Source organism: Robiginitalea biformata HTCC2501, from assembly GCF_000024125.1.
In the GTDB taxonomy this organism is placed as follows: domain Bacteria; phylum Bacteroidota; class Bacteroidia; order Flavobacteriales; family Flavobacteriaceae; genus Robiginitalea; species Robiginitalea biformata.
Genome location: NC_013222.1, coordinates 2,221,698 through 2,247,446 on the forward strand (window position 1 = coordinate 2,221,698; position 25,749 = coordinate 2,247,446).

The following is a 25,749-nucleotide window of genomic DNA, read 5'->3' on the forward strand; positions in this document are numbered from 1 at the left end:
GGGATTCTGATCAATTGATGTGGGTGTAATTGATATTAATGTTGATGTTCGCCGGGTTTGATGGGTTCGCCCGGTTATTATATGAAGGGGGGTTGTCATAGGGCTCCTTTACGGTAAATGTCCCAATCACATCCTTCACAATGGTCCCCGGAGGCGTATTGATCGTCAGGAAAGGCTGGTTCCGGCTGTACTGCAGATAGAAATTGTTGAAGATGAACCCTCCCAGGTTATCGGCAACTGCCTTGCCTTCGAGGAATATCGGCGACACATTGACATCCTTCACCAGGTTGGTCCCCACGCAATCCCGGAATTCCACACTATAGGCATCTGTCGGTTTCTGGCTTTTGATAATGTGCGAGTGTGTCCCTTCAAAGGTTACCCGGTCAAACAAAACGGTCCCCTTCACCTGGCCATACGAATCGCTGGCCCCGAGGAAAATCTCAGCACGGGGTTTGGTGTGATTCGTAGACTTGCTGTTGTAACTGAACTTAGAATTTACAACCTTGACGCTTATCGGTATGGAACCGGAATTCATTAAAAATGGGGCAATTTTAAACCCGGCAAAATTGTTGTTCCTGAACTGGCATCCGATGAAATTGATATTCACCAGACGCTGATTGGGTTTATTCGGTTCCAGGTCTACGCCGGCCTCCGGCTGTGCCCCGCTCGTGCTCAGGAACTCCGAATTCCGCACCCATACGTCCTGGGCGCTGATAATGCTCATGCCCTGCCGCTTATTATTGATGCTTTTAACATCTTCGATAGTGATGTTCTGGGAATATCCGCCATCGGTATAACTGTTCAGGTTGATCCCATCGCCTCCACTATCTCTAAAAGTCAATCCCTTAACGGTAATATCCTGGCAACCATCCAGGAGGAAGGCGTGCCGGAACTCCCCGCTGGTGTATTCCGACTTATTCATCTGGAATGTGGCGCCATACCCTTCGATCGTCACATTGCTGGCGCGTGTTAGCATCAACAATACAGCATGGGTATCCCCAAAGGCGCCGCTTTTGGCCCGAAGGACTACACCGGGCTCAAAGAAGATCGTCTTGTTCTTGATGTCGAACAACCGGGTGGGTTGAATGATCCAGTCGCTGGCCTTTTTGTCAATTACGATGAAATTGCTGTTGGATTTGATGGCATTTTGAAAGGCCTCGGTGGCATCCGTGGCATTCCAGCCAAAACTGGACGCCAATACGGCACCTGCAGGATAGTCGCCGGCCGTGGTGCTGGTGCCCCCGCCGGAACTTCCACCCGTGCTGCCACCGGAACTTCCACCGGAACTTCCCCCGGATGAGGTTCCCGTAACCTCAATGGTCAGGTTGTCCGTATCGCTTAACCCGGCGGCGTCTTTCACGGTAAGTGAAATTTCATAAGTGCCCGGTTCGGTAAAGGTGCGTACCGGGTTTTTGGCAGAGGAGGGGTCGTCCGTGCTGAAATCCCAGTAGTAGGAGACAATCCCGTTGTCGTCCGAAGAGTCGTTGGAATTGAACTGCACATCCAGGGGTGCGTTACCGCTGAGTACCGATGCCTTGGCTACCGCAACAGGGGCCTGGTTGGCCGCTTGTGATGCGGTAACGGTGATGGTCAGGGTATCCGTATCCGTGGCGCCATCTGCATCCTTAACCGTCAGCCGCACGGTGTACTCGCCGGCTTCGGAGAATGTTTTTGACGGGTTTTTGTTGGTGCTGCTGGTGCCATCGCCAAAATTCCATTGATAGGAAGTAATGCCCTGGTCGTCCGAGGAGCTGTCCGCATTGAAAAGGACTTCCAGGGGGGCGGGCCCCTCTGTGGTATTCGCGTTGGCACGGGCAACCGGTGCGGCATTGTCGGGTTCTTCAACCGTGATGGTCACGCTGGCCTGGTCGGAAAGCCCTTCGGCATCCTCAACGGTAAGGGTTACCTGATAGCTGCCGGCCTCGGTAAAGGTGTGCTCCGGGTTGATGGCTGTTGAGCCCTGCCCGTCCTTAAAGTCCCATGCATAGTTCTGGATGGATACGTCATCCGAGGAATCCTTCCCGTTGAACGAAACAGTCAGGGGCGCCTGCCCGGAGACCGGGGTAGCCGTGGCCACCGCGTTCGGGGCGGCGTTTTGGGTACTTTCGGAGGTGGATTCAGTTGTGGGTTCCTCTACCTCAATTTCGGCCGCGTCCTGGGGCAGGTTGTAGGTTACGATCAACTTGGGCCAGGCCTTGGAAGCGTGTTCCTTGGAGGCAATGGCCAGGTCGTTTCCATTGGCGTGGTAAAGGATGATGGTAGTTTTCTCCGCCGGCAGATCGGCCGCGCTCAGAACAATTTCCTGGGTGCTCCCCGCCACGTATTCGTCGTTGACGGATCCGAGCAGGATATCGTTGGCCGGGGCAGTGTTTGAGTCGAGGTCGGCCTCGCTCCAGTTAGTGGATGTGCCCCGGTAGACTTCGATGGTGCCGTCCCCGCCGTCTGAGCGGACGGTAAACTGGAAATTCACGTCGGTAATGTATCCGCCGGCATCCGCAATCGGGGAAAGGTCAAAAAGCAGGTAGCTCGTGCGGTTGCCTTCTTCCAGGCGAATCAGCGACTCATTGTAACTCTTGCCGCGCTCCAGATATGCATCATCCGATGGGGGAAAGGCCGTGGTCCGGCTCTCAAAACCCTCTTCCATGCCCGATTCTCCGTCGGTATCTGTGGTTTCTTCCGCAGCTTCCTCCCCTGGGGTTTCCTCCCCGGTAGTTTCCTCCCCGGTGGCTTCTTCTTCCGCGGAAGTATCTTCGCCATCGGATTCCTCGGAACCGGATTCGGTTTCAGCGTCTTTTTCCTGTTGTTCCACGTTTGGAGAACCTCCGTTGGCAGTGGTGTAATCCAGGATATCGGAATCCTTGGAACAGGCAATCAAAAATGTCAGTGCAAATAGGATAAAAAATATCTGGCTCTGATGGATTCGAGTGGGGTGAAATCTCATGAGTCAAAGTAGGGTTTAAGATATGGTGCTTACTTCATTCAATAACTTTGATTAGTCGACGAAAATTGCAATTAAATCGATGAACTGCACGGTAAGGGACAAAAAAAATACCAACATCTGATTGTTGATAAAGCACCTTTGATGGTTCGATCGGGGCAAACTTCACGCAAATCTCATTCGAATACGCGCAAAACTCTGCAACTGGACGTCGAAAGTAACCCGTTTAACAGTTTTTTGGGAAAAAAATCGATGAACTGCACGATACAGACACCCGGGTAGGGGATCTCCTATAGAGTCAGTGGTAAATTCGCAAGGAAGCGGAAAGTTGAAAGTATTGCAACAGAAAGGGCGGCAGATGTTCCCCGGTTTGCGGAAATCGCCGCCGTCTGTTAGTCGAGCAGCGCTTTTGCAATCCTCCGTTTGAGGGGCCTGGGGAGTTGACGGAAAATTTTCAGCAAAAACCTTTTCAGGGGCGGTTTGTTCTGCGGGCTGACATTCCTTTTGGGAAAAGGCGTACCTGGTATGGGTACCCCCAGGAATGGACACAACTTTTCCCAGCCATCGCCATTGACGACATCAATGACCAGCAAGTCATCGGGCCGGCCTTTAAAATGTTCCATGGCCTCGCGATGATGTTCCTCAAAGTGCCGGGTCCAGCCTTCCCGGTCCACCTCCAGCCAGGTGAGGCCCGAGTCGGGTATATCCCTTACGGTTTGCTGGTTCTTCAGGACGTGCCTTTCCCGGCTGTCCAACCAGCTTTCTAAATCTCGGGTGTTGAGGATAAACTTGCTATTCGGATATTGCCTGTCGAATTCCTTGAAGATGCCCACGGTATTGGAGCTGTTATCCCAATCCGTGAAGGCGTCGTATTCCTCCAACCCCTCGAGAATATTTTTTCCATTCTCGAAATTATGTTGAATGATCTCCTTGATATTGTTGCCTTTGTCATCTTCATAATGAACGCTCTTAAACCCCAGTTTCTCCAGCGCCAAATGCAGGGATGTGGTGCCCGTTTTATTTAAACCGATACAAAATATTTTTCCGTCCATTACTCAAAGTTTAATTAAGCATAAAGCTCCGCGCCTCTATCATTTCAGGAAAGGAGGTCTTTCGATTTCAATTGGTCGTAAATCCCGGTTGCACGCTTTTTCAGCTCCGGGCTGCAGGACAATCCGGAATACGTACTCGGGGTATGTCGGTTGGGCACAGGTATCCCGGTTTCCGGTTCCAGCAAATTTTCGAGGCGGCCATAGACCTCTCCGGGTTTTGTGGTCAGGTCCTCAAAGGCAATCAAATGGATGGATTCCTTCAAATGGGATAACAGGTACTCGTAGTAATTGATCCAGCTAAAGACCCAGTAGTCCAGCGTATCCTTCGGGTAGGCTGCGGCCTCCTCCATAAAAGCCTCCCGGAGCAAAAACGGCTTGTGCCCCAGGCCAAATTCGTGGTGCCCCAGGTAATTAAAATAATCCAGTTCAAAGGGATCTTCCCCCTGGCTTTCACTGAAGGACTTATGTAGTTTCAGGAGGGAAGCCGCATGGGATAAGGGATCCCGAAACAGAACAATGACCCTGCTGTTGGGTAATTCCAGGAGGGAATCCAAACGGAGGATGTTGTTGTTGTTTTTGGAGATGTATTTTTTTTTGCCCTTGGAATGGCAGATGAGTTTTACGTATTCCTGGTATTTTTCCAGGATGTCCCCCGGGACCTCGTGGACCTCCAGTGCGTCGGAGATATAGGAATCCTTCAGGAAAGCCTTCCAAAAATATTCGTCAAACTCCTCCGGGGAATTGCCGTCGATTTTGATCCCGTCCCCATGGGCACGCTCCCGGGACTCGAGTTTCAGTTTCTTTTTCCAGAGGTTCGGACTCAGGAGGATCGGCATGTTGGAATATTGCAGGGAGGCGTATTCGCCGGTTGCAAAAAGCGTCCGCATCAGGGCCGTGGTCCCGGAGCGGGCCAAGCCGGAAATAAAGACATAGGCTTCAACCTGCAGGTCTTTTATTTTATTTCCAAACAGGATTTGCTCCACCTCGAGGGAGGAGCGGGAAATAAAATAATTGGACAGGTAAAATTTATGCAGCGCCTTTTCGCTGGCCGAATAGCTTGACATACATGCGTTTTAGGATAAAATAGAGGCCCACTCCCACAAAGGTTGCCAGGATGCCCTCCCAACGATACAATGTCGACGCGCTGAACAGTTCCGTATAAGGCGCAGCAAGCGTATATACGATAAAAGGGGATACAAAGACAACCAGCAGGAGAATGAGCTTCAACAGCTGCCCCAACTGCAGTTTTACCTGGGCCAGCAGCAATTGTTGTTTCTCCTCGTCCCCGAGGTCCTTGTTCTGCATCAGGGAGAATTGCTGCCGGTAGGAGGCAATCAATTTATTGGTCACGCCAATAATATGGATGCGCTCGAAAAGCAAACAACTCAGCAGGGTGGTCCCTGCGATAATTGCGTATTCCAATGCCTATTCTTTGGTCTTGCCTTTAAACATCCCGAAGAACCGCTTAATGGGTATCCAGAAAACGGCTACCAGAAATGCAAAGATGGTTAAGAAGATTCCACTGATAACGGCGAGTATGCCCCCGCCAAGACCTGGTCCTAAATATAAATACATGGTGTTACTTATTTAGTTTTTTATCATTCTGCTCCAGAATAAACTGGAAATATGTTCGTCGTCGATTCGTTTGACGTATTCCATTTTTGAACGGGCCGAATCTCCTATGATGATCCTCCCGTTGTTGGTGTCTTCAACAAAGATATCCCCGTTGGCCAAAATTTCACTCCGGCCCGAGGTGGTAGTATTGATCCCTTCGGCCTCCATGAGTTTTGAATAGGGGGTGGTAACGGAATCATTTTCAAAGTTATAAAGATAAATTTCATTCGTCCCGCCGGAAGGGGGGAAGAATAAATTCTTCGTTGTGATTTTCGGATCAATCGTGCTTTCTTCCCGAAGGATGTCATTGCCAAAAATACTGATCGACTGCCCGTCCACAAAGTCCGCGTCGTGCTGGTTCTGCCAGGGACCTTGCTGTATCCAAAGGATTTTATCCTCGGAGGGTCTGTAAAGGAAGACCGTACTGATATTCCGGCAGGAGACCAGCAGGTCGCCCCGGTTCCAGTATTCGGTAGTGCTGTAGGCGGGTTGAATATCATTCAGGTGGATCGGGTCGCTGATGATCTGCCCTTTTTGGACTATTAAGCCTCCATACCCGTTTTCGATCAATATTTGGGAAACGGATTTCTCGAAAAGGATTTCCCCCGTATCCGGGTCAATCCGGGTAAGGGCATCGTCCATAAAGGCGGAACGCGCCTCTTCCGTATCCGGCAGGAAGGGGAGTTGTGTAGCCTGGAAAGGGCGGCTGCAAACCCAGACCGTCCCGTCCGGACCGAGCTCCGAGGTATGGTGGTAATTCCTGTCGTTGCTGATCCACATAATTGAATTGTCCTTGCCGATTCGAGTAAGCAGACTGGTTATCTGCGAATTCATAATCAGGGAACTGTCCTTCAGCATCAGTGCATGCATAAAATGCAAGTCGCTGCCTTTTGGGGGTTTTCTCGGATCCGCCTCGTTAAACGCCCTCTCGAAGAGTTCCGCATTGTCCGGGGCCCATTTCCGGATGGATGCGCCTGAAGGCACTTCCAGCAGCTCAAACTCCTGCCCAAAAGGTTTTGTCTTATAAGAGACCAGCAGATTCGGGTAATCCACTGTATCGCTGACCTGGGAAACCAGCGTCAGGCCATCTTTGGCAGTGCTGTTGCCGACATAAAACCCCGGGGCTTCAAAAGCCTGCTTTACCTGGGAGGGTAAATTGGCCATAAATTTCACCGCGTCCCCGGCTATTCCCCATTGTGCATTGGTGTCGGGTGCCAGGTAGAGGTTCCTGACAAAAGAGGACAAGGCTATGGAATAAAGGAAGATTCCTACGACAATGATAAATAGGATCCGAAGTCTTTTCATACAGCAAAGAAAACTTTTACAGTCTGCAAATATTCAATTTACTAGGTCATGCCCCTATTTAAATCGTCCAAAAACAATAATTGTGAACTTTTAAACACATTCACGAGTAATAATTGACATACCAATCGACAAACTTACCAATCCCGTCGTCTAAATCCGATCCGGCCCTGTACCCGTAATCTTTTTGCAGGCCGCCTGTGTCCGCCCAGGTCCGGGTAACGTCGCCGGGCTGGGCCGGAAGCATTTCCCTGATAGCCGTTTTTCCCGTGTGTTTTTCAATGGCTTCAATGAAATCCATGAGTTTTACCGGGCTGCCGTTCCCGATGTTGTATAGCTTGTATTTTTCCCGGTGATCCCGGCGACCACTGAGGTCGTCCTCCAGCACGCGGACCACCCCTTCGGCTATGTCGTCGATATAGGTGAAATCCCGTTCCTGCTCGCCATTGTTGAAAACCTGTATGGGCCGGCCTTCCAGGATGGCCCGGGTAAACAGGAAAAGCGCCATGTCCGGCCTTCCCCAGGGGCCATACACCGTAAAGAACCGTAAGCCCGTGGTGGCAAAACCGTACAGGTGGCTGTACGTATGGGCCATGAGCTCATTGCTCTTTTTGGTAGCCGCATACAGGCTGATCGGGTGGTCTACCCGGTCCGTGGTTTCAAAGGGGATTTTTTCATTTTGCCCGTAAACACTGGAGCTGCTGGCATAGACCAGGTGGCCGATGCCGCAGTGTCGGCAATTCTCCAGGATATTGAGGAACCCCACGATGTTGCTGTCGATGTAGGCTTCGGGGTTTTCCAGGCTGTAGCGTACCCCGGCCTGGGCGGCCAGGTGGCATACCGCGTCGAAAGAGTGTCGCTCGAACAGGGCCCGCAGTTCCTCCCGGTCTTCCAGGTTCAGCCGAACAAACGCCACATTTGTCAGGGTGGAGCTCTCCGTTTCCTGTCCGAAGGTTTCCGCAGATCCCCGGTCGATCCCCAGTTCCCTCAGCCGGCCGAATTTCAGTTCCGGGTCGTAGTAATCGTTGATGTTATCCAGGCCCACCACATGATGTCCCTTTTCCGCCAGCAGCCGGGTTGCGAAAAATCCAATAAATCCGGCTGCCCCGGTAACGAGAATCTTCATAAAACAGGTTTTTGTCGGGGGATGTCCCCGCCTTCAAAATTATACAACGCAAACCAGCCCGGATGATTGTACGGGTTATGCCCGATGAGGCTGGTTAAAAAAAATACCCCGGGCCAGGCCGGAGTATTTATTATTTATCTGTCGATTCGATTAGAATGCATTCGAACCGATATTGGCGTGGGCAATCACATTGTCCATGTTTGTCTCGCTCTGATAGATGTTGATATGCCCGTCAAAGGCGTTCAGCTCATCAAAAGAAATAGACGTGCCGTTGTCCAGTTCCGTGATGACGGTCTCGCTTATGGCGCACTCACATTCATTCAGGGTAATGGCAACAGGGCCTCCCATTTCAATACTATTTTCGTGGACGGCTGCCGGGTGGATGCCCGTGGAGGCATTTTCCAATTCGATGTAAATTGTGGAGGTGCCGTCGTCGTTGCGGATGAGGGTGGCGGTTCCGGTTACCCCGGAATCGTTAACGCTTGTCAGGTCGTATACCACGCGCTCAACGGGATCCGGGTCCGGATTCCCGCTGTCCGGGTTGTCGACATCTGAACTTTCGTTTTTGCTGCAGCTCACAGCCAGCGCAAGCAGAAGCAGGATGAGATAAGAGGGCTTTTTCATAAGTGTAGTGTGTGGGGTTAAAATTATTGTGCTAAAAGTAGTACAAAGTAAATTATCTGGTGAATAGCAAATATTCTCGTCCAAAATTTATTTTAGCCGAAATGCGTCATTCCGCGGATTACCTGCACCGTACAGCAGTTGTGCCCCCCGTGTTTCCGGTGCATGCCGGCCAAAAAGCGGAGTTGTCCGAATTTTTTGGGCCTTCAGCGAATTATTGGCCCCGATTTCGCTGGGAACGGCTTTAAACCGTAAATTAGCCTTTGAATCCGGGACCTCACGTAATGCAATTGGTTTTTCTTCTGATTGAGCGTGCAAACCGGATTCGAGATTGTACTTTTACGAGTCGAAAGCATACGGACAACCCAAGCGATAAACACCCTTTTGAAAACAGCTGTACAAGAACGTATTTGGTTATCTTCCCCGCACATGGGGGGAGCCGAGCAGAAGTATGTGCAGGAGGCGTTTGACACCAATTGGATTGCCCCCCTCGGGCCCAATGTAACTGGATTTGAAGCTGATCTGGAGGCGTACGTCGGTTCCGGCATGCAGGTGGCCTGCCTGAGTTCCGGGACGGCCGCCATCCACCTGGCCCTGGACTTGCTGGGCGTGGGGGCTGGCGATGAAGTGATCTGCCAGAGCTTCACCTTCTCTGCGTCGGCCAATCCCATTACCTACCTGGGGGCCACCCCGGTTTTTGTCGACAGCGAACCAAATACCTGGAATATCTCCCCGGACTTGCTGGAAGCCGCCATCCTGGATCGGATGGGCGCTGGGGCCAAACCCAAGGCCATCGTTGCCGTGCACCTCTACGGCATGCCTTATGATTCGGATGCCGTCATGGCGCTCTCCGAGCGATACGGGATCCCTGTGGTGGAAGACAGTGCAGAGGCCCTGGGCAGCCGGTACAACGGCCGGCCCTGCGGCAGCCTTGGCAGTATCGGTATTTTCTCTTTCAACGGCAATAAAATTATTACCACCTCCGGGGGGGGCGCGCTCCTGACCCGCGACCCCGCCCTAAAGCAGCGGGCGGTTTACCTGGCCACCCAGGCCAGGGACCAGGCACCGCATTACCAGCACTCGAGCATCGGATACAACTACCGGCTGAGCAACGTCCTGGCGGGTATCGGCCGGGGACAAATGGAGGTGTTGGAGGATCGCGTGGCGGCCCGCCGCGCCAATTACGAATTTTACAGGGAAACGCTATCGGGAACCGGGGCGTTTACCTTCCTGGAGGAGCCCGAAGGCGCTTTCAGCAACCGCTGGCTGACTGCGGTCCTTACCCCGGATTTCGGGACGCGCGAGGCCATTCGCCTGGCCCTGGAAGCCGAAAATATCGAATCCCGCCCGCTGTGGAAGCCCATGCACCTCCAGCCGGTTTTCTCTGAATGTACCTCCTTTGCCGACGGTACCTCGGAAGACTTGTTTGAGCGAGGCCTGTGCCTGCCAAGCGGATCCAATCTTACGAAGTCCGACCTGGAGCGGACTGTCGAAATAATCTACAACACCCTGCCATGATTCAAAATTACCTGACAAATTCTGTTTCCCGTTACGCCTCCAAGTGGCTTGTACTGGCAATAGACCTCGTCACGGTGTCCGTTGCATTCGTCTTTTCCTACCTGATACGATTCAACCTCACCCTGAACTTCGACGTGGAAAAATTGTTCCTGCAATTGCCCGTTATCGCATTTATCTCGATGGTGGCTTTCCTGATCACGGGATCCTACAAAGGGGTGGTACGGCATACGGGCGTCCGGGACGTTTACAATATTTTTAACGCCATCTGCCTTTCGAGCATCCTCTCGATCGTTTTGGTGCTGACCAACCGGCAGATGCTGCTGATGGACGGGTTTACCATCCCGCTTTCCATTATCATCATCCACAGCTTGCTGGCCTTTATCGGCCTGACGGCTTCGCGTTACGTTTTCAAGGTATTCTATACCAACCTGATCAACCGGGGCATCAACTTCTCCAAGAATGTTTTTATCTACGGGGCCGGCGAATCGGGTATCCTTACTTACAACGCTCTGAATTCCATATCCCGGAGCAACGTCCGGGTCCTCGGGTATATTGATGACGACCGGCAAAAGTCCGGGAAACAAATCAACGGGGTCCGCGTATACGGGCCGGAGATCCTGAACCGGGAATTCCTCAGGAAAAAGAATGTCTCCGAGATTATTTTTGCCATCCAGAATATCGACCAGAAAAAACTCAGGAAACTGGTGGAAAGCCTGGTGGAGTACTCCGTGCAGGTGAAAATCGTCCCCCCGGTCGAAGACTGGATCAACGGGGAACTGAAGGCCTCACAGATCAAACAGATCCAGATTGAGGACTTGCTGGACCGGGCACCGATATCCATTAAGAATGCCAAGATTTCCAAAGAACTGAACGGCAAAAGCATCCTGGTAACCGGGGGTGCCGGTTCCATCGGCAGTGAAATCGTCCGGCAGATTTGCAATTACGACTACAAGACGCTGATTGTCCTGGACCAGGCGGAATCCGCCCTCTACGACCTGCAGCAGGAACTCAAACAGAACGGCTTCCACAACTTTATCCCAATTGTGGCGGACGTCCGCGATAAAAACCGGGCAAATTCCATCTTCCAGGAGTACAAGCCCGACATCGTTTTCCACGCCGCGGCATACAAGCACGTGCCGCTGATGGAGTACAACCCCTATGAGGCCATCAAGATCAATATTGCCGGTACCAAGGTCATTGCAGACCTGGCCCAGCAACACAATACCGATAAATTCGTCTTTATTTCCACGGACAAGGCGGTCAATCCCACCAACGTGATGGGTGCCTCCAAGCGGATTGCCGAGATGTATATCAGCTGTATCCAGCAGGAAGGGGGGACCAAGTACATTACAACCCGCTTTGGGAACGTATTGGGATCCAATGGCTCGGTGATTCCGCTCTTTAAGAAACAGATCGAGAAAGGCGGCCCGCTGACAGTCACCCACAAAGAAATTACCCGATATTTCATGACCATCCCCGAGGCTTCCCAACTGGTACTCGAGGCTGGGGCCATGGGCGAAGGTGGGGAGATTTTCATCTTCGATATGGGGGAATCGGTAAAGATATTCGACCTGGCCAAAAACATGATCCGCCTCTCCGGCCTCCGCTACCCGGAGGATATCGACATCAAGATCACCGGGCTCCGACCCGGGGAAAAGCTCTATGAGGAGCTTCTGGCAAACGGGGAGAATACGCTCCCTACCTATAACCGGAAGATCATGATCAGCAAGGTGCGCGAACTGGATTACGCAAAAGTGCGCTCCCTCATCGACGAACTATGCATCTCCAATATGTTCTTCAGCGGGGATACGGTAAAGCTTATGAAAAACATCGTGCCCGAGTACGTGTCCAATAATTCGGAGTTTTGTAAATTCGACCGGTCCCACCCGGAGGAGCCCATCGAATCGCGGGAGGACCAGCTCAATACGGAGCGGCTTTCCATTCTGGAGGACCTGCTCCCTTCAAAACATAATCCGTCCAAGCAATGAACAAACAAGTATTCCGGAGAGTTTTCCTTCTCCTTGTTGGCGCCCTGCTGATCAGCTCCTGCGCCTCCCGAAAAAATGTCGTCTATTTCCAGGACACGGGTTCCTATGAAACCCTGCTCGAAGAGAACAACGCGGTGACCAAATTCAAGGAAGACGACCTGGTGTCCATCCACGTATCCTCTTTGAACCCCGAGGCCAGCGCGCCCTTCAACTTGTTCCGCGGACCTTCCGAAGGCGGAATCCGCGCCGAACAGGTAGACTATCTGATCGATGAATTCGGGATGATTGATTTTCCTGTAATTGGCAAAATCAAAATAGCGGGCCTTTCCCCGGAAGAAACGCGGACCTTGTTGCGGGAGCGCTTGTCTGAATACATCCGGGACCCCATCATCAACATCCGCCTGAACAACTTTACGGTAACCGTACTGGGGCAGGTAAACCGCCCCGGCACTTACCCGGTTCTCGGGGAGAAAATCACCATCCTGGAGGCCCTGGGCCTGGCCGGCGATATGGGGATCAAGGGCAAGCGGGAAAATGTGCTGGTCATCCGGGACTTTGACGGTACCAAGGTGTATACCCGTATCGACCTGACAAAAAAAGATGCCTTTAATTCCCCGGTCTATTACCTCACCCAGAACGATGTGGTTTACGTGGAGCCGAACAATTCGGCTATAAAGACTTCCAGCCTGGATAGCCGTGCAAGCATTATGGTCTCCATTATTTCGACCCTGATTACATCCACAGTAATCCTGATCACGCGATTGTAGGCTCAATTATTCCCAAATTATCAATTTACCTATGGCCGATTCTACGGAAATCAGAGAAATATTAAGTACCTACCTGCGGCACTGGAAGTGGTTCCTGTTATCGCTAGCAGTAGCTATTAGTATAGCCGTTGTGTATTTGCGCTACGCCGTTCCAAAATACGAGGCGCGGGCCAAGATCAAGATCATCGAGGACCAGAGTTCCGCCGGAGGGCTGGACCTTTTCTCGGATATCGGGATGTTATCCGGGGGGAACACGATGGTGGAGGACGAGGTGGAAGTATTCAATTCCCGGAGCAATATCATCCAGGTTGTCCGGGAGCTGGGCCTGAATTCCCGGATTATTTCCCTGGGGAATATCCGGAATACGGAGTTGTACGACCATCCGCCCTTAAACCTGAACTTCCTGTCGGCCGATTCGGTAATCAATCGTTCCGCATATTCTTTTTTTGTAACTGGTATCTCGGACACGTCTTTTCGATTTTCGCGGGAAGAAGATGGGCCGGCCCAGTTATACGCCTTTGGGAAAACCATCGAGACCCCCCTGGGGGATTTGGTGATTACCCCGAATTTTGAAAACGCGGAAGCCTACAGGGATCGCAAGCTTATGGTTAGCATTACCCCGGTGACCAAGGTAGCCGAAAATTACCAGGCACGTGTCCGGGTGGCCATTGCCGAGGAGTTTTCCAATATCGTCACCCTCTCCCTGGAAGATCCGATCCCCAACAGGGCAAGGGATTTTCTCAATACGCTGATCCGAATCTACAACGAAAATGCGATAGCCGACAAAAAGGCCGTAGCGGACAAGACCTCCCAGTTCATCAACGACCGGATTGCTGCAATTTCCTCCAACTTAACCAATGTGGACGAATCTGCAGAAGAACTGAAGACCGAGCGGGGACTTACGGATATCCAGTCCGAGGCGAACATCAACCTGAATTTCGGCGCCAGCAACCGCCAGCAACTGGCGAGTTCCCAAACCCAGCTGGAAATTGCAGCCTCCATGCAGGACCTGGTGCAACAGCAGGACGGGTACGAGATCATGCCCACGAACATTGGTCTGGACGACCCGACCATTGCCAGTACCACGGCCCGGTATAACCAGCTGGTGGCAGAACGGCGGCGGTTGATGAAAAGTTCTACCGAGAAATCCCCGATTATCCAGAACCTGGACCAGGAACTCGACGGGTTGAAGCAGAGCATGCAATCCAGTTTGAACAGCAAGGTGAATAACCTGGGGATGCAGGTCAGTACGCTGACCAACCAGCAGGCCATCATCAATTCAAAGATTTATTCGGCGCCCCGGAATGAGCGGGATTTGCGCGACATCACCCGCCAGCAGCAGACCACGGAGTCGCTCTACCTGTACCTGTTGCAGAAGCGGGAGGAGGCGCAGATTGCGGTGGCATCCACCGCCCCGAAATCCCAGATAATAGACAGTGCCTACCATGTTTCGGATACGCCTGTATCACCGAGGAGGAAACTCGTATACCTGGTATCCATCATATTTGGCCTGCTCGTCCCGTTTTCGGTGATTTACGCCCGGGACCTGCTGGACAACAAGATCCACAGCCGGCACAACCTGGAACAAATCATCCACGACGCCCCGGTGTTGGGGGAACTGCCCCGGCTGGGCAAGAAGGACAACAAGTTTATCGTTAAGGACGACCGGTCCATCCTGGCCGAATCGCTTCGCATCATTCGCACGAACCTGGACTACCTGCTCAAGGCGCGCCGGGGAGGAGGGAAGAACAACCTGATCTTTGTGACCTCCGGGACGCCCGGGGAAGGGAAGACCTTCTTTTCCACAAACCTGTCGCTGGTGCTGTCGGGCAACCGCAAACGCGTGTTGCTCATCGGCGCGGACATCCGGAATCCGAAGCTGTATACCTATTTCCTGAACAACAACGTGGACAACATGGGGAAACAGGGGCGCAACAAGGATGCGGGCCTCACCGAATACCTCTACGATGACAAATACCGCCCCCAGGACATTATCAACAGCATGTTGGTAGACCAGCACGCCATCGACGTGATCTTTTCGGGCCGGATCCCGCCCAACCCGGCCGAATTGCTGATGAACGAGCGGATGAAGGAACTCCTGGACGAAATGAGCCGGGAATACGACTACGTGGTGGTAGATACCGCGCCGATCCTGGTGGTTACCGACACCCTGCTGTTCAGCGACAAGGCCGATCTGATGGTATATGTGGCCCGCGCAGGGGTTACGGCCCGGGATACCCTGGACTTCCCGGCCAAACTGAAGGAAGAGGGGAAAATATCCAACCTGGCCTTTATTGTCAACGACGTGAAACAGACGAACCTGGGGTATGGGGGGAAATACGGGTACGGCTATTCGAAAACCCAGAAAAAATGGTGGAAGTTCAGGTAATCACCCATTCAGGAACTAAAAACCGGCCCCGAGCCGGTTTTTTTATGGATTGAGTTGATAACTTAACCTGAAAGTGACATTACTTTTTAGCCCGAATCCGTATGTTTGCCCGCCGTTCTATCCCGATCAAACCTTTTGCAAAAAAAAGCCGTATGTATTGGAGATTCAAGCTTTTTGCGAATCGATCCGTGGTCATTTAACGAAGATCAAAACCGCTTAGTCGAATATCAACGCGGCCATTACCTATTACGCGATTGTCGGGTTATATTTGGTTGATTGGGCAAAAAATTGCAATGAATTAGCTCCTTACTATGAAAAACTACTTATCGGCCCCAAAATCCACACTTTCCGGAATCCTGGTATTGTTGGCAGTAACCCTTATGCCCTTTGCACTTTCCGGGCAGATTAACTTTGGCCAGAGCCAGCTGGATTACAACGGTTTTGCCATTAACAGCGTTACTTCCATGCAATACGGCCCGGACGGCCGCTTGTATATTGCGGAATACCCGGGAACCATCAAAATCGCCACCATCAACAAGGTTGCCGCCAACCAGTACGAGATTGCGGACCTGGAAATCCTCACAGGGGTCAAAGATATTGTAAACCACGACGATGACGGCGGGCCCTGCAGCGGCACAGCCAATGCCTGTACGAGCCGGGAAACCACCGGCCTCACCGTGGGCGGGACCTCTGCAAACCCGGTTATCTACGTTTCTTCCAGCGATTTCCGGATCGGGGCCGGGACCGGAGGGGGGAACGGGGATGTGGACCTGGATACCAATTCCGGGATCATCACCCGGATGACCTGGAACGGTAGCAGCTGGGACGTGGTAGACCTGGTCCGCGGCCTGCCGCGATCCGAAGAAAACCACGCCACCAATGGCCTGGAGCTGGTAAACATTTCCGGGACCAATTACCTGCTGGTGGCCCAGGGCGGCCATACCAACGGGGGCTCGCCTTCCATCAATTTTGTCCTTACCGGGGAATATGCCCTGGCCGCGGCCATCCTGGCCATCGACCTGGACCAGCTCAACGCACTCCCCACCCTGACGGATGGAGACGGCCGCGATTATATCTACGACCTGCCCACCCTGGACGATCCGACGCGCCCGAATGCGAACGGTATAACCGACCCGGATACCCCGGGTTATGACGGCGTGGATGTTGGCGACCCATTTGGGGGCAACGACGGCCTGAACCAGGCGATCCTGGAAGCTAACGGCCCTGTACAGATTTTTTCCCCGGGCTACCGGAATTCCTACGACCTGGTGGTTACCGAGAGCGGAGCGGTTTACGTAACCGACAACGGACCCAACGGGGGATGGGGAGGCCTGCCCGAAAATGAAGGGACAGCTTCAGTGACGAATAACTACGTACCCGGGGAACCCGGCAGCAATTCCGCGGCCCCCGACGGGGAATTCATCAACAACGAGGACCACCTGGTGCTGATTACCACGGACATCCAGAATTATACGTTCAATTCATATTACGGGGGGCATCCGAACCCCACGCGTGCCAACCCTGCAGGTGCCGGGATTTATACCGCCCCGAATCCTTCCTCTACCGCTGGTGCTGTATGGCGCACCCTGACGTACGACCCGGACATGTCGCGGCCCAATTCCACAAATGACCCGAATATTGCCCTGCCGGCCAACTGGGACCTGGTGGCCCCAGCAGCCAACCCGGTGGAAGGCGATTACCGCGGGCCGGGGATTGTCAACCCGGAAGGTCCGGATGACGACCTGATCACTATTTGGCCCACCAACACGAACGGGATCGACGAATACACCGCTTCCAATTTCGGCGGCGCCATGCAGGGGAACCTGCTGGCCAGTTCCAATACGGGTACCGTCCGGCGGGTGGAGCTCGACGGCAGCGGGCAATTACAAACGCTGACCGTTAATTTCTTTAGCGGGCTGACGAATTCACAGGCCCTGGGCATTACGTGTAATTCCGATACGGACCCGTTCCCGGGAACGGTTTGGATTGGCAACCTGGCCGGGACCATTTTCGTCTTCGAGCCCAACGACGCGGTAAACTGTATCGACCCTTCAGACCCTTCCTACGACCCGAATGCGGATTACGACGCGGACGGTTATACAAACCAGGACGAAGAAGACAACGGCACGGACCCGTGTAACGGCGGATCCCAGCCTTCGGATTTTGACCAGGTTGCCGGGGCGCCCTTTGTCTCCGACCTGAACGACCCGGATGACGACGCGGACGGCATTGCCGACGCCGACGACCCCTTCCAACTCGGGGATCCCTTAACCGGTGGCAGCGATGCCTTTACGATACCTATCGAGAATGGCCTGTTTAACGACCAACAGGGCCTTGGAGGTATTTTCGGCCTGGGGATGACCGGTCTGATGAACAACGGGGACACCGGTGCCAACTGGCTGGACTGGCTGGACCGCGTAAATGACCCGAACGACCCGAACCCCAATGACGTCCTCGGCGGCGCTCCCGGGTTGATGACGTCCCACATGACGGCCGGTACGGCCAATGGGGTTGCCAACAACCAGGACAAGGGCTACCAGTACGGCGTACAGGTAGACCAGAACACCGGGCAGTTTACCGTGTCCGGGCGGATGGTCAACTTTGACGGGGCGCTGCAGCTCTACGGAAATACAGCAGCCGTGGGGGGCGAATTGGGCTATTTCATCGGCGATGGGACGCAGAGCAATTTTATCAAACTCGTGCTGACCACGGACGGCGTATTGGCCTCCCAGGAAATCGATGACGCGGTAGTGGGTACGCCTCTGCAGGCAACGATCCCCGTGGGGAATCGCCCTTCGGCTGAATTTTTCTTCTATTTCATTGTGGACCCGGCTACCGGGGAGGTGGAACTGGAATACGCTATTGAACAGGGCCCACGGGTTTCCCTGGGAAGCATTACCGCCCAGGGGAGTATCCTCACGGCCCTCCAGCAAAGCAGCCAGGACCTGGCTGTGGGCTTTATCGGCACCTCGAACACCTCGGGTGTGGAGTTGGAAGGAACCTGGGATTTCCTCAATGTGAAAAGCAACGTCCCGGTGGTAGCCCTCGCACTCGAAGACCTGACGCGCATTGTCAACTCCCTGGACGAGGACATTGCCCTGGAGAATTACTTCGACGACGACATGGGGCCGGAGAACCTGACCTATACGGTCGAAAACAATACAAACCCCGGCATCGGGGCGCAGATAAATGGGTCTACCCTGACGATTTCCTATCCGGGGACCCCGCAAACTACCTCGCTGACCATCCGCGCCACAGACGGGGACGGTAATTTTGTGGAGCAGGGCTTTGACGTGACGGTCACCGATGGCCCGATTGTGCTGTACCGGGTAAATACCGGGGGGCCGGAACTGGCATCCATCGACGGGGATATCAACTGGGAAGCCGATACGCTTGCCGAACCTTCCCAATACCTGACCCTCGGAGGCTCCAACAAGGTACAGGCCTACGGCGTCAACAGCTTTACGCCCGAGGTGAACCTGGCGACGACCCCTGAAGAAATTTACGATTCGGAACGCTACGATTCCCAGCAAGGCCCGCCGAATATGACCTATTCCTTCCCGGTTTCCCCGGCAGGGCTCTACGAAGTGCGTATCTATGTGGGCAACGGCTGGACCGGCACGGAAAACCCGGGCGAACGGATTTTCGACATTACCCTGGAGGGTACGGTCTATCCGCTCACCAGCGACATCGACCTCTCCGGTACCTACGGACACCAGGTGGGGGCGGTCCTCACGCATGTCATCCCGGTGGATGACGGCTTTCTGGACGTCGCTTTCCTGCACGACGTGATTGAAAACCCGTTGGTAAACGGAATTGAGATCCTCGATGTGGCAGACGACGATACCCCGCTCTATGTGTTTCCGATTGCAGACCAGACGAGCATTATCGGGGAGCAGCTCACCGGGAGCCTGGGCGTTCAGGCCCTGGGCGGGGACGGCAATTTCAGTTACTCGGCCTCCAACCTGCCCCCGGGGCTCAGTATCGAGCCTACCAACGGGCAGATTGGCGGCACCGTGCAGGCTGGGGCAGACGCCGGCAGCCCCTACAACGTGAGCATCACCGTCGACGACAGTGACGGGTCTCCCGCAGATGCCGTAACTATCAACTTCCAGTGGGAAATCATCAACCCGACTACCTGGCGGATCAACGCCGGGGGCGAGGAGGTGACTGCCACCGATGACGGCACGAATTGGCGGTATAACGGGGCCTCTGGCGCCTATACCGGCGGTATTTACAGCGTGAATACGGGTGTGGCGCTGGAATCCGGCCTGGAATTCAGCCAGCGGGATGCTTCCATCCCTGCGTATATCGACGAGACAGTCTACGAATCCCTTTTTGCCACGGAGCGCTACGACGCCCCGACGGCACCCGAAATGGAATACCAGGTGCCCCTGGAGAATGGGGACTATATACTCAAGGTGTACGTAGGGAACTTTTTCAACGGCACGGATGAGGTAGGCGAACGCGTCTTCGACATCAACGTGGAAGGGGTGCTTGTGGAGGATGATTTTGACCCGGTGGCGGCCTTTGGGCACCTCTCCGGCGGGGCATTGTCCTATCCGGTTACCGTGACCGACGGGGTTATGAACATCCAGTTTATCCACCAGGTGGAGAACCCCGTGCTGAACGCCATCGAAATCATATCCGTGGATACCGGGAACCCGGATTTGGTGCTGGACCCCATTGCCGACCAGTCCGATGACCCGGGGACTTCGGTTTCCCTTACGGCCAGTGCCTCCGGGGGGGATCCCGGGGAAGCCGTAACCTATTACATCACCGGACAGCCGGACGGCCTGGACATCGACCCTTCCACGGGGGAAATCTCCGGGACGATTTCCAGCCAGGCATCCATTGGGGGCCCCAACAACAACGGGGTGCACCTGGTCACCGTAACGGCCACCAAGCCGGGATCTGCCCCGGCCACGCAGAATTTTGCCTGGACCATTTCCCAATCCTGGATTGAAAAGAACGAAAACCAGAATTATACGGCCCGGCACGAAAACTCCTTTGTTCAGGCCGGGGACAAGTTCTATTTAATGGGTGGTCGCGAGAGTGCACAAACCGTGGATATTTACGACTACACCACGGATACCTGGGAATCCCTGGCTGGTTCCGCCCCCTTTGAATTCAACCATTTCCAGGCGGTAACGTATCAGGGGCTCATTTGGGTGATTGGCGCATTCCAGACAAATGCGTATCCGAATGAAATCCCTGCTGAATTTATCTGGATGTTCGACCCGGCCGACCAGGTCTGGATCCAGGGGCCCGAAGTTCCCGTCGGGCGCCGCAGGGGATCGGCCGGACTGGTGGTTTACAACGATAAGTTTTATGTGGTTGGAGGTAATACGGACGGGCACGACGGCGGTTTTGTACCGTGGTTTGACGAATTCGACCCGGCTACGGGCCAGTGGACAATCCTGGCCAATGCCCCGAATGCGCGCGACCACTTCCACGCCGTTCTGATCGGGAATTCGCTCTATGTATCCGGTGGCCGGCAATCCGATGCGGGAACGGGCAATGTTTTTGCACCCACTATCCCTGAAATCGACGTATACGATTTTACTTCGGGGACCTGGAGCAGCCTGCCTGCCGGGCAGAATATCCCAACCGAGCGCGCAGGAGCGGCTTCTGTGAACTACAACGGCCGCCTGCTGGTTATCGGAGGGGAAACGGAAACTCCCGGCGCATCCCTGGCCGTCACCGAGGAATACGACCCGCAGTCCAATACCTGGCGGACCCTCGGCCCATTAAATAACCCGCGACACGGGACCCAGGCAATTGTCTCCGGCAACGGCATCTTTATCGCGGCCGGGTCGCCGGTGCGGGGCGGGGGCAACCAGAAGAACATGGAGTACCTTGGGGTAGATGCCCCGGTGGGCTCCCCAAGCGTGGCGAGTACGCTGGAAACCCCCGATGGTATCCAGATTGCCGACGGGGCAACAGAGTCCTTTGATATTACCCTCTCCGGGGGAAATGTGGGGGTATATGTCACCTCGATGGACCTGAGCGGGCCAAACGCAGGGGATTTTGTGATCACTGCCGGGGAACTGAGCGATCAATTGCTCAACGCGAACAGCACCTATTCGGTATCTGTTCAGCTCACGGGAACGGGCCCCAACCGCAGTGCCACGCTGACCATCAATTACGGCAATGGCCAGTCCCAGGAGATCATCCTTTCCAATGACAACCTCGCGCCGGACGTCACCAATCCCGGCGACCAGTTTAACAATGAAGGGGACAACGTCAGTTTGCAGATCGAGGCGTCGGACGCCAGTGAAAACCTGGCTTACAGCGCTTCAAACCTTCCGCCGAACCTCACCATCAACCCGACCACCGGATTGATTACGGGCGTACTGGCTTCCGGTTCGGGCAGCGTTTTCCAGGAGGATAGCGGCCTGGTGGTTATCGAGGCGGAATCCACGGATATTGTTCCCGACTGGGCTACAACAACTACGGGCGGTGCAGTTGGCGTCATCGCAGGCACCAACCACCTGAACAATCAGAACGGGGGTACGCTTACCTACGAGATAGCCATCAACACGCCCGGCGTCTACCGCTTTAACTGGCGGAATTTCTTCAGCGGCTCGGTACCGACGGACGAGAACGACAACTGGCTCCGATTCCCGAATTCCAATGGAGTTTGGTTCTTCGGCTACAAGGGGACTCCCGCCAGTGAGGCGGCCCTGATCGCCGAACTCGAAGGGGCCCAGAACAACATTGTCTTCCCGGTGGGAAGCGGCCGGGAATCGGCCTCCACGCTTCCGGAAGGCGCTTCCGGCAATGGTTTCCTGAAGGTCTATCGCGCTGGCGGAACCTCGGAAGTCTATGACTGGCAGGCCAAGACCAGCGACAACGACGCCCACGATGTATACGTCCGCTTTGAAAATGCGGGCACCTATACCATGGAAATATCCGAGCGATCCGCGGGGCACGCCATCGACCGCATAGCGCTCTATAAAGTGGACGGCCCTGCCTATACGGATTCCCAGCTCACCAATGCGCCGGAGTCCGAAGTAACCCCGGGGAACGGGGCGGCGGCAAACAGCCCGTACAGCGTCCAGGTAACGGTTACCGACGACGGCAACCCGGCCCTGGATACGACCGTCGACTTCCAGTGGATTGTCGGCGACGGGACCAACGAGCCGCCGGTGGCCCTGGCAGAAGCCTCGCCGCTTTCCGGTCAGGCACCCCTGCAGGTGCAGTTCACCGGGGAAAATTCCACCGATGATAGCGCCATAACAGCCTATGCCTGGGATTTCCAGGACGGGGAAACCTCCATTGAGACCAACCCGCTGCATACCTTTACGGATCCGGGCACCTATGTGGTGGAGCTTACGGTAACCGACGATGCCGGCTTCCAGGATACCGATACGGTTACCATCACGGTCAACGCCGTTACCAACCAGCCGCCTACCGCGGTGGCAGCAGCTACGCCCCAGAGCGGGATTGCCCCCCTGGAGGTGCTGTTCGACGGGTCGGGATCCTCGGACGACGTGGGGATTGTAAGCTACTTCTGGGATTTCCAGGACGGAAGCACCTCCGACCAGGAAGTTGCGGAACATACCTTTACAGCGGCCGGGGACTACAATGTAACACTCACCGTTACGGATTCGCAGGGCGAGGAGGATACCGATACCATCACCATTTCGGTAACGGGCAATACGGCTCCCGTGGCAGTCGCCGAGGCGACCCCGGTAAGTGGGGATGCCCCCCTGGTGGTTGATTTCACAGGGAGCAATTCCACGGACGACGGCACCATTGTGTCCTATGCATGGGATTTCCAGGACGGGGGCACCTCCAACCTGGCCGACCCGCAGTACACATTTACAACGCCCGGGGAGTATATCGTTTCCCTTACGGTAACCGACGATGGCGGACTGACCGGGACCGATACGATCACCATCACGGTATCGGATCCGAACCAGGCGCCGGTAGCGGTGGCCGAAGCCACGCCCACTAACGGGGAAGCGCCCCTGGTGGTGGATTTCACCGGGAGCAATTCCACGGATGACGGCACGATTGTATCCTATGCCTGGGATTTCCAGGACGGGGGCACCTCCGACCAGGCGGATCCGCAATATACGTTTGCGGCTGCCGGCAACTACGACGTAACCCTCACCGTTACGGACGATGGCGGGTTGACGGATACCGACACGATCACTATCGTGGTTACCGACCCGTCGGGCAACGAGCCCCCGGTAGCGCTGGCGGAAGCCACCCCGGTGAGCGGTATCGTACCCCTGGAGGTATCCTTTACGGGTAGTAATTCCACAGATGACGGTACGATAGTGACCTATGCATGGGATTTCCAGGACGGGGGAACCTCCGACCAGGCAGACCCTGTTTACACCTTCAATACGCCCGGGGAATATGTTGTTTCCCTGACGGTGACCGACGACGAAGGCCTGACGGATACGGATACCATACTGATCGAAGTTCAGGATTCCGACGTGGACCCGATTGTCGATGCGGGGGAAGATGTTACGCTGACCCTGCCGGATGATTCGGTGACCCTGACGGGCACAGCCTCCGACCCGGATGGAGGTGACATCGTTTCGTACCAATGGACATTTGACGGCCCGGGAACCCCAACGCTTTCGGGCGAGGATACTGCTGAGCTCACTGTCACCGGCCTCGTGGAAGGCACCTATATATTCACCCTGACCGTGATAGACGACGACGGCCAGTCCGCTTCCGATTCGGTGGTGGTAACCGTCCTGTCCGGAAACGGCAATCCGGTAGCAGTGGCAGAAGCCACGCCGGAAAGTGGCACGGCCCCGCTGGATGTTAGTTTCACCGGCAGCAATTCCACGGATGACGGCGCAATTGTAAGTTACAGTTGGGATTTCGGGGATGGCAATACCTCTGACGAAGCCGACCCGCAGCACACCTACACGAGTCCGGGCACCTATCAGGTGAGCCTCACGGTCACCGATGATTCAGGCCTTACCGATACGGCTACCCTGACCATTGTGGTTTCCGAAGAACAGGCTTCCATGGTAGTCAGCGTCCTGAACCCTGCGGTTGTCTACGGCGGGAATGGGGTTAAAAGTGCCGTGATTGAGATTTTGAATATGCCGGATGATACCGAACTCTTCGGGATCCGCATCTTTGACTATAGCGGCAGGCTGATGTTGTCCTACCTGGCAAGGGACTATACCTTTAGCCCGGTTGAGTTTGCCGTTCCGGTGGAGGGGCTTCCCAGCGGGGTATACTACATCCAGCTGGAATTTACCCAGGGAGATAATATCGGACTTAAATTGATGGTGGACTAACGGAAAGACCGTCCGATCTGCAATTTATAAGTAAGACAGCAAACCCGCCGGAAGGCGGGTTTTGTTTTCTGAGGGTTTCAACCGGCGGGGAGGCACTAAAAATGCCGGCTTTGCCTACTTCTTCGGAGCCTCAATAAAAACTGCCGATGGTATGCTGTATGGCGGTTTCGAGTTTTACCAGGTGCTTCGGTCTCAGGGTGATTTCTTTGACGGCATCGAGTTGGCGCAGGTTGTGCACATCGGATCCCAGAAAATTGATCAGGTCGGACTCCAGGAGTTCGTAGGCAACCTTTTGCACTTCCGGCCCGTAATAATTCCCCAGGCTCAGCATATTGAGCTGCATCAGGATGCCCTGCTCGGCGTACTTCCGGTATTTCCCCCTTTTCTGGTGCAGGAACTGGTAGCGCTCCGGGTGGGCAAGGATGGGCGTCAGGCCGCGTTTGGCAATTTCCACGATGCAACGGTCAAAGTTCAGGGGAGGTTGGAGGAACGACATCTCCACCAGCAGGTAGCCTTTGCGGAATTTCAGATAGCCCCCGCTTTCGAGCAACTCCTCAAAAGAATCGTCTACCATGTGCTCGGCCGCCGGCTCCACGGCCACCTGGTTCATGCGCTGGTCCATCAGGGCATCCATCAGCTGGTCGTGCGCCTCGTGGATGGTTTTTCGGGTATTCGGGTAGAGCGGCTGGAGGATATGGGGGGTGGCGATGAACCGGTGGACCCCCAGTTCGCCAAATGCACGCACCAGTTCCACGGACGCGTCCAGGTCCGCCGCCCCATCGTCGATACCAGGCAGGATGTGGTTGTGGATATCCACAAAGTTCTCCAGCTGATCGACCAGGTAACGCTTTTTTTCAAAAAATTGGAACATGCCTGTAGCTTGGGGCAAAAATAGTGTTTCTCACCGGGAGGAGGGTACACTCCGTCGAATTTACAAAAAGACGGCCTTCTGCATCCGTCGGGATTAGCGGAAGTATCCTGTAAAGGCCGGACCCGTCAGTATTGAAGGCCCGGTCAGCGAGCGAGGGCCCGGTCAGGGAGCATTTCAAATGTTAAGGAATCCTTAAAGAAAATCTCACCAGCTCGCCCAAATGTTATATTATGTTACAATTCCGCTATTTCTCCCCCTGGATTTGCTTAAGACTAGGAGATTGTT

Annotated in this window: 13 protein-coding genes; 5 read left to right on the plus strand and 8 right to left on the minus strand. The window is 54.5% G+C overall.

Annotated features, from left to right (window positions below):
• Positions 1-10: 10 nt before the first annotated feature.
• The 7 genes from RB2501_RS09850 to RB2501_RS09880 all read right to left on the minus strand — a co-directional run bounded on the left by RB2501_RS09850 (position 11) and on the right by RB2501_RS09880 (position 8,656).
• A complete protein-coding gene (locus RB2501_RS09850) occupies positions 11-2,941 on the minus strand; it encodes a PKD domain-containing protein (protein WP_083760713.1) in 2,931 nt (976 codons plus the stop codon).
• Between the two features lie 389 nt (positions 2,942-3,330).
• Positions 3,331-3,990: a sulfotransferase family protein gene (locus RB2501_RS09855; protein WP_015754649.1), complete on the minus strand. Its 660-nt coding sequence runs from the start codon at positions 3,988-3,990 to the stop codon at positions 3,331-3,333.
• Positions 3,991-4,034: 44 nt separating this feature from the next.
• Positions 4,035-5,054 carry a sulfotransferase gene (locus tag RB2501_RS09860; protein ID WP_015754650.1) on the minus strand — a complete coding sequence of 340 codons (1,020 nt, stop codon included), beginning with the start codon at positions 5,052-5,054 and terminating at the stop codon, positions 4,035-4,037.
• Entirely contained in the window at positions 5,017-5,412 is a 396-nt protein-coding gene (locus RB2501_RS09865) for a hypothetical protein (protein WP_015754651.1), read from the minus strand. The genes RB2501_RS09860 and RB2501_RS09865 overlap by 38 nt, the downstream gene beginning before the upstream one ends.
• Positions 5,413-5,577: 165 nt before the next feature.
• The gene (locus RB2501_RS09870) at positions 5,578-6,909 is read right to left on the minus strand and encodes an arylsulfotransferase family protein (protein WP_015754653.1); all 1,332 of its coding nucleotides are present in this window, start codon (positions 6,907-6,909) and stop codon (positions 5,578-5,580) included.
• A 100-nt stretch (positions 6,910-7,009) separates the two neighbouring features.
• Positions 7,010-8,032 carry an NAD-dependent epimerase gene (locus RB2501_RS09875; RefSeq protein WP_015754654.1) on the minus strand — a complete coding sequence of 341 codons (1,023 nt, stop codon included), beginning with the start codon at positions 8,030-8,032 and terminating at the stop codon, positions 7,010-7,012.
• A gap of 150 nt (positions 8,033-8,182) precedes the next feature.
• The gene (locus RB2501_RS09880) at positions 8,183-8,656 is read right to left on the minus strand and encodes a hypothetical protein (protein WP_015754655.1); all 474 of its coding nucleotides are present in this window, start codon (positions 8,654-8,656) and stop codon (positions 8,183-8,185) included.
• 426 nt (positions 8,657-9,082) lie between these two features.
• Here RB2501_RS09880 and RB2501_RS09885 point away from each other — a divergent pair, with 426 nt between their 5' ends.
• The 5 genes from RB2501_RS09885 to RB2501_RS16490 all read left to right on the plus strand — a co-directional run bounded on the left by RB2501_RS09885 (position 9,083) and on the right by RB2501_RS16490 (position 24,593).
• Positions 9,083-10,171 (plus strand): DegT/DnrJ/EryC1/StrS family aminotransferase, encoded by a 1,089-nt coding sequence (locus tag RB2501_RS09885; protein ID WP_015754657.1) that lies wholly within the window; start codon positions 9,083-9,085, stop codon positions 10,169-10,171.
• A complete protein-coding gene (locus tag RB2501_RS09890; protein WP_015754658.1) occupies positions 10,168-12,159 on the plus strand; it encodes a polysaccharide biosynthesis protein in 1,992 nt (663 codons plus the stop codon). Before RB2501_RS09885 ends, RB2501_RS09890 begins: the two co-directional genes overlap by 4 nt.
• The gene (locus RB2501_RS09895) at positions 12,156-12,926 is read left to right on the plus strand and encodes a polysaccharide biosynthesis/export family protein (protein WP_015754659.1); all 771 of its coding nucleotides are present in this window, start codon (positions 12,156-12,158) and stop codon (positions 12,924-12,926) included. The genes RB2501_RS09890 and RB2501_RS09895 overlap by 4 nt, the downstream gene beginning before the upstream one ends.
• Positions 12,927-12,957: 31 nt before the next feature.
• Positions 12,958-15,315: a GumC family protein gene (locus tag RB2501_RS09900; protein ID WP_015754660.1), complete on the plus strand. Its 2,358-nt coding sequence runs from the start codon at positions 12,958-12,960 to the stop codon at positions 15,313-15,315.
• Positions 15,316-15,626: 311 nt separating this feature from the next.
• Positions 15,627-24,593: a PKD domain-containing protein gene (locus RB2501_RS16490; protein ID WP_015754661.1), complete on the plus strand. Its 8,967-nt coding sequence runs from the start codon at positions 15,627-15,629 to the stop codon at positions 24,591-24,593.
• A gap of 130 nt (positions 24,594-24,723) precedes the next feature.
• Here the strand turns inward: RB2501_RS16490 and RB2501_RS09910 are convergent, their stop codons facing one another.
• On the minus strand, positions 24,724-25,482 hold the full coding sequence (locus RB2501_RS09910; RefSeq protein WP_238528063.1) for a tyrosine-protein phosphatase: 759 nt from the start codon (positions 25,480-25,482) through the stop codon (positions 24,724-24,726).
• Between the last annotated feature and the right edge of the window lie 267 nt (positions 25,483-25,749).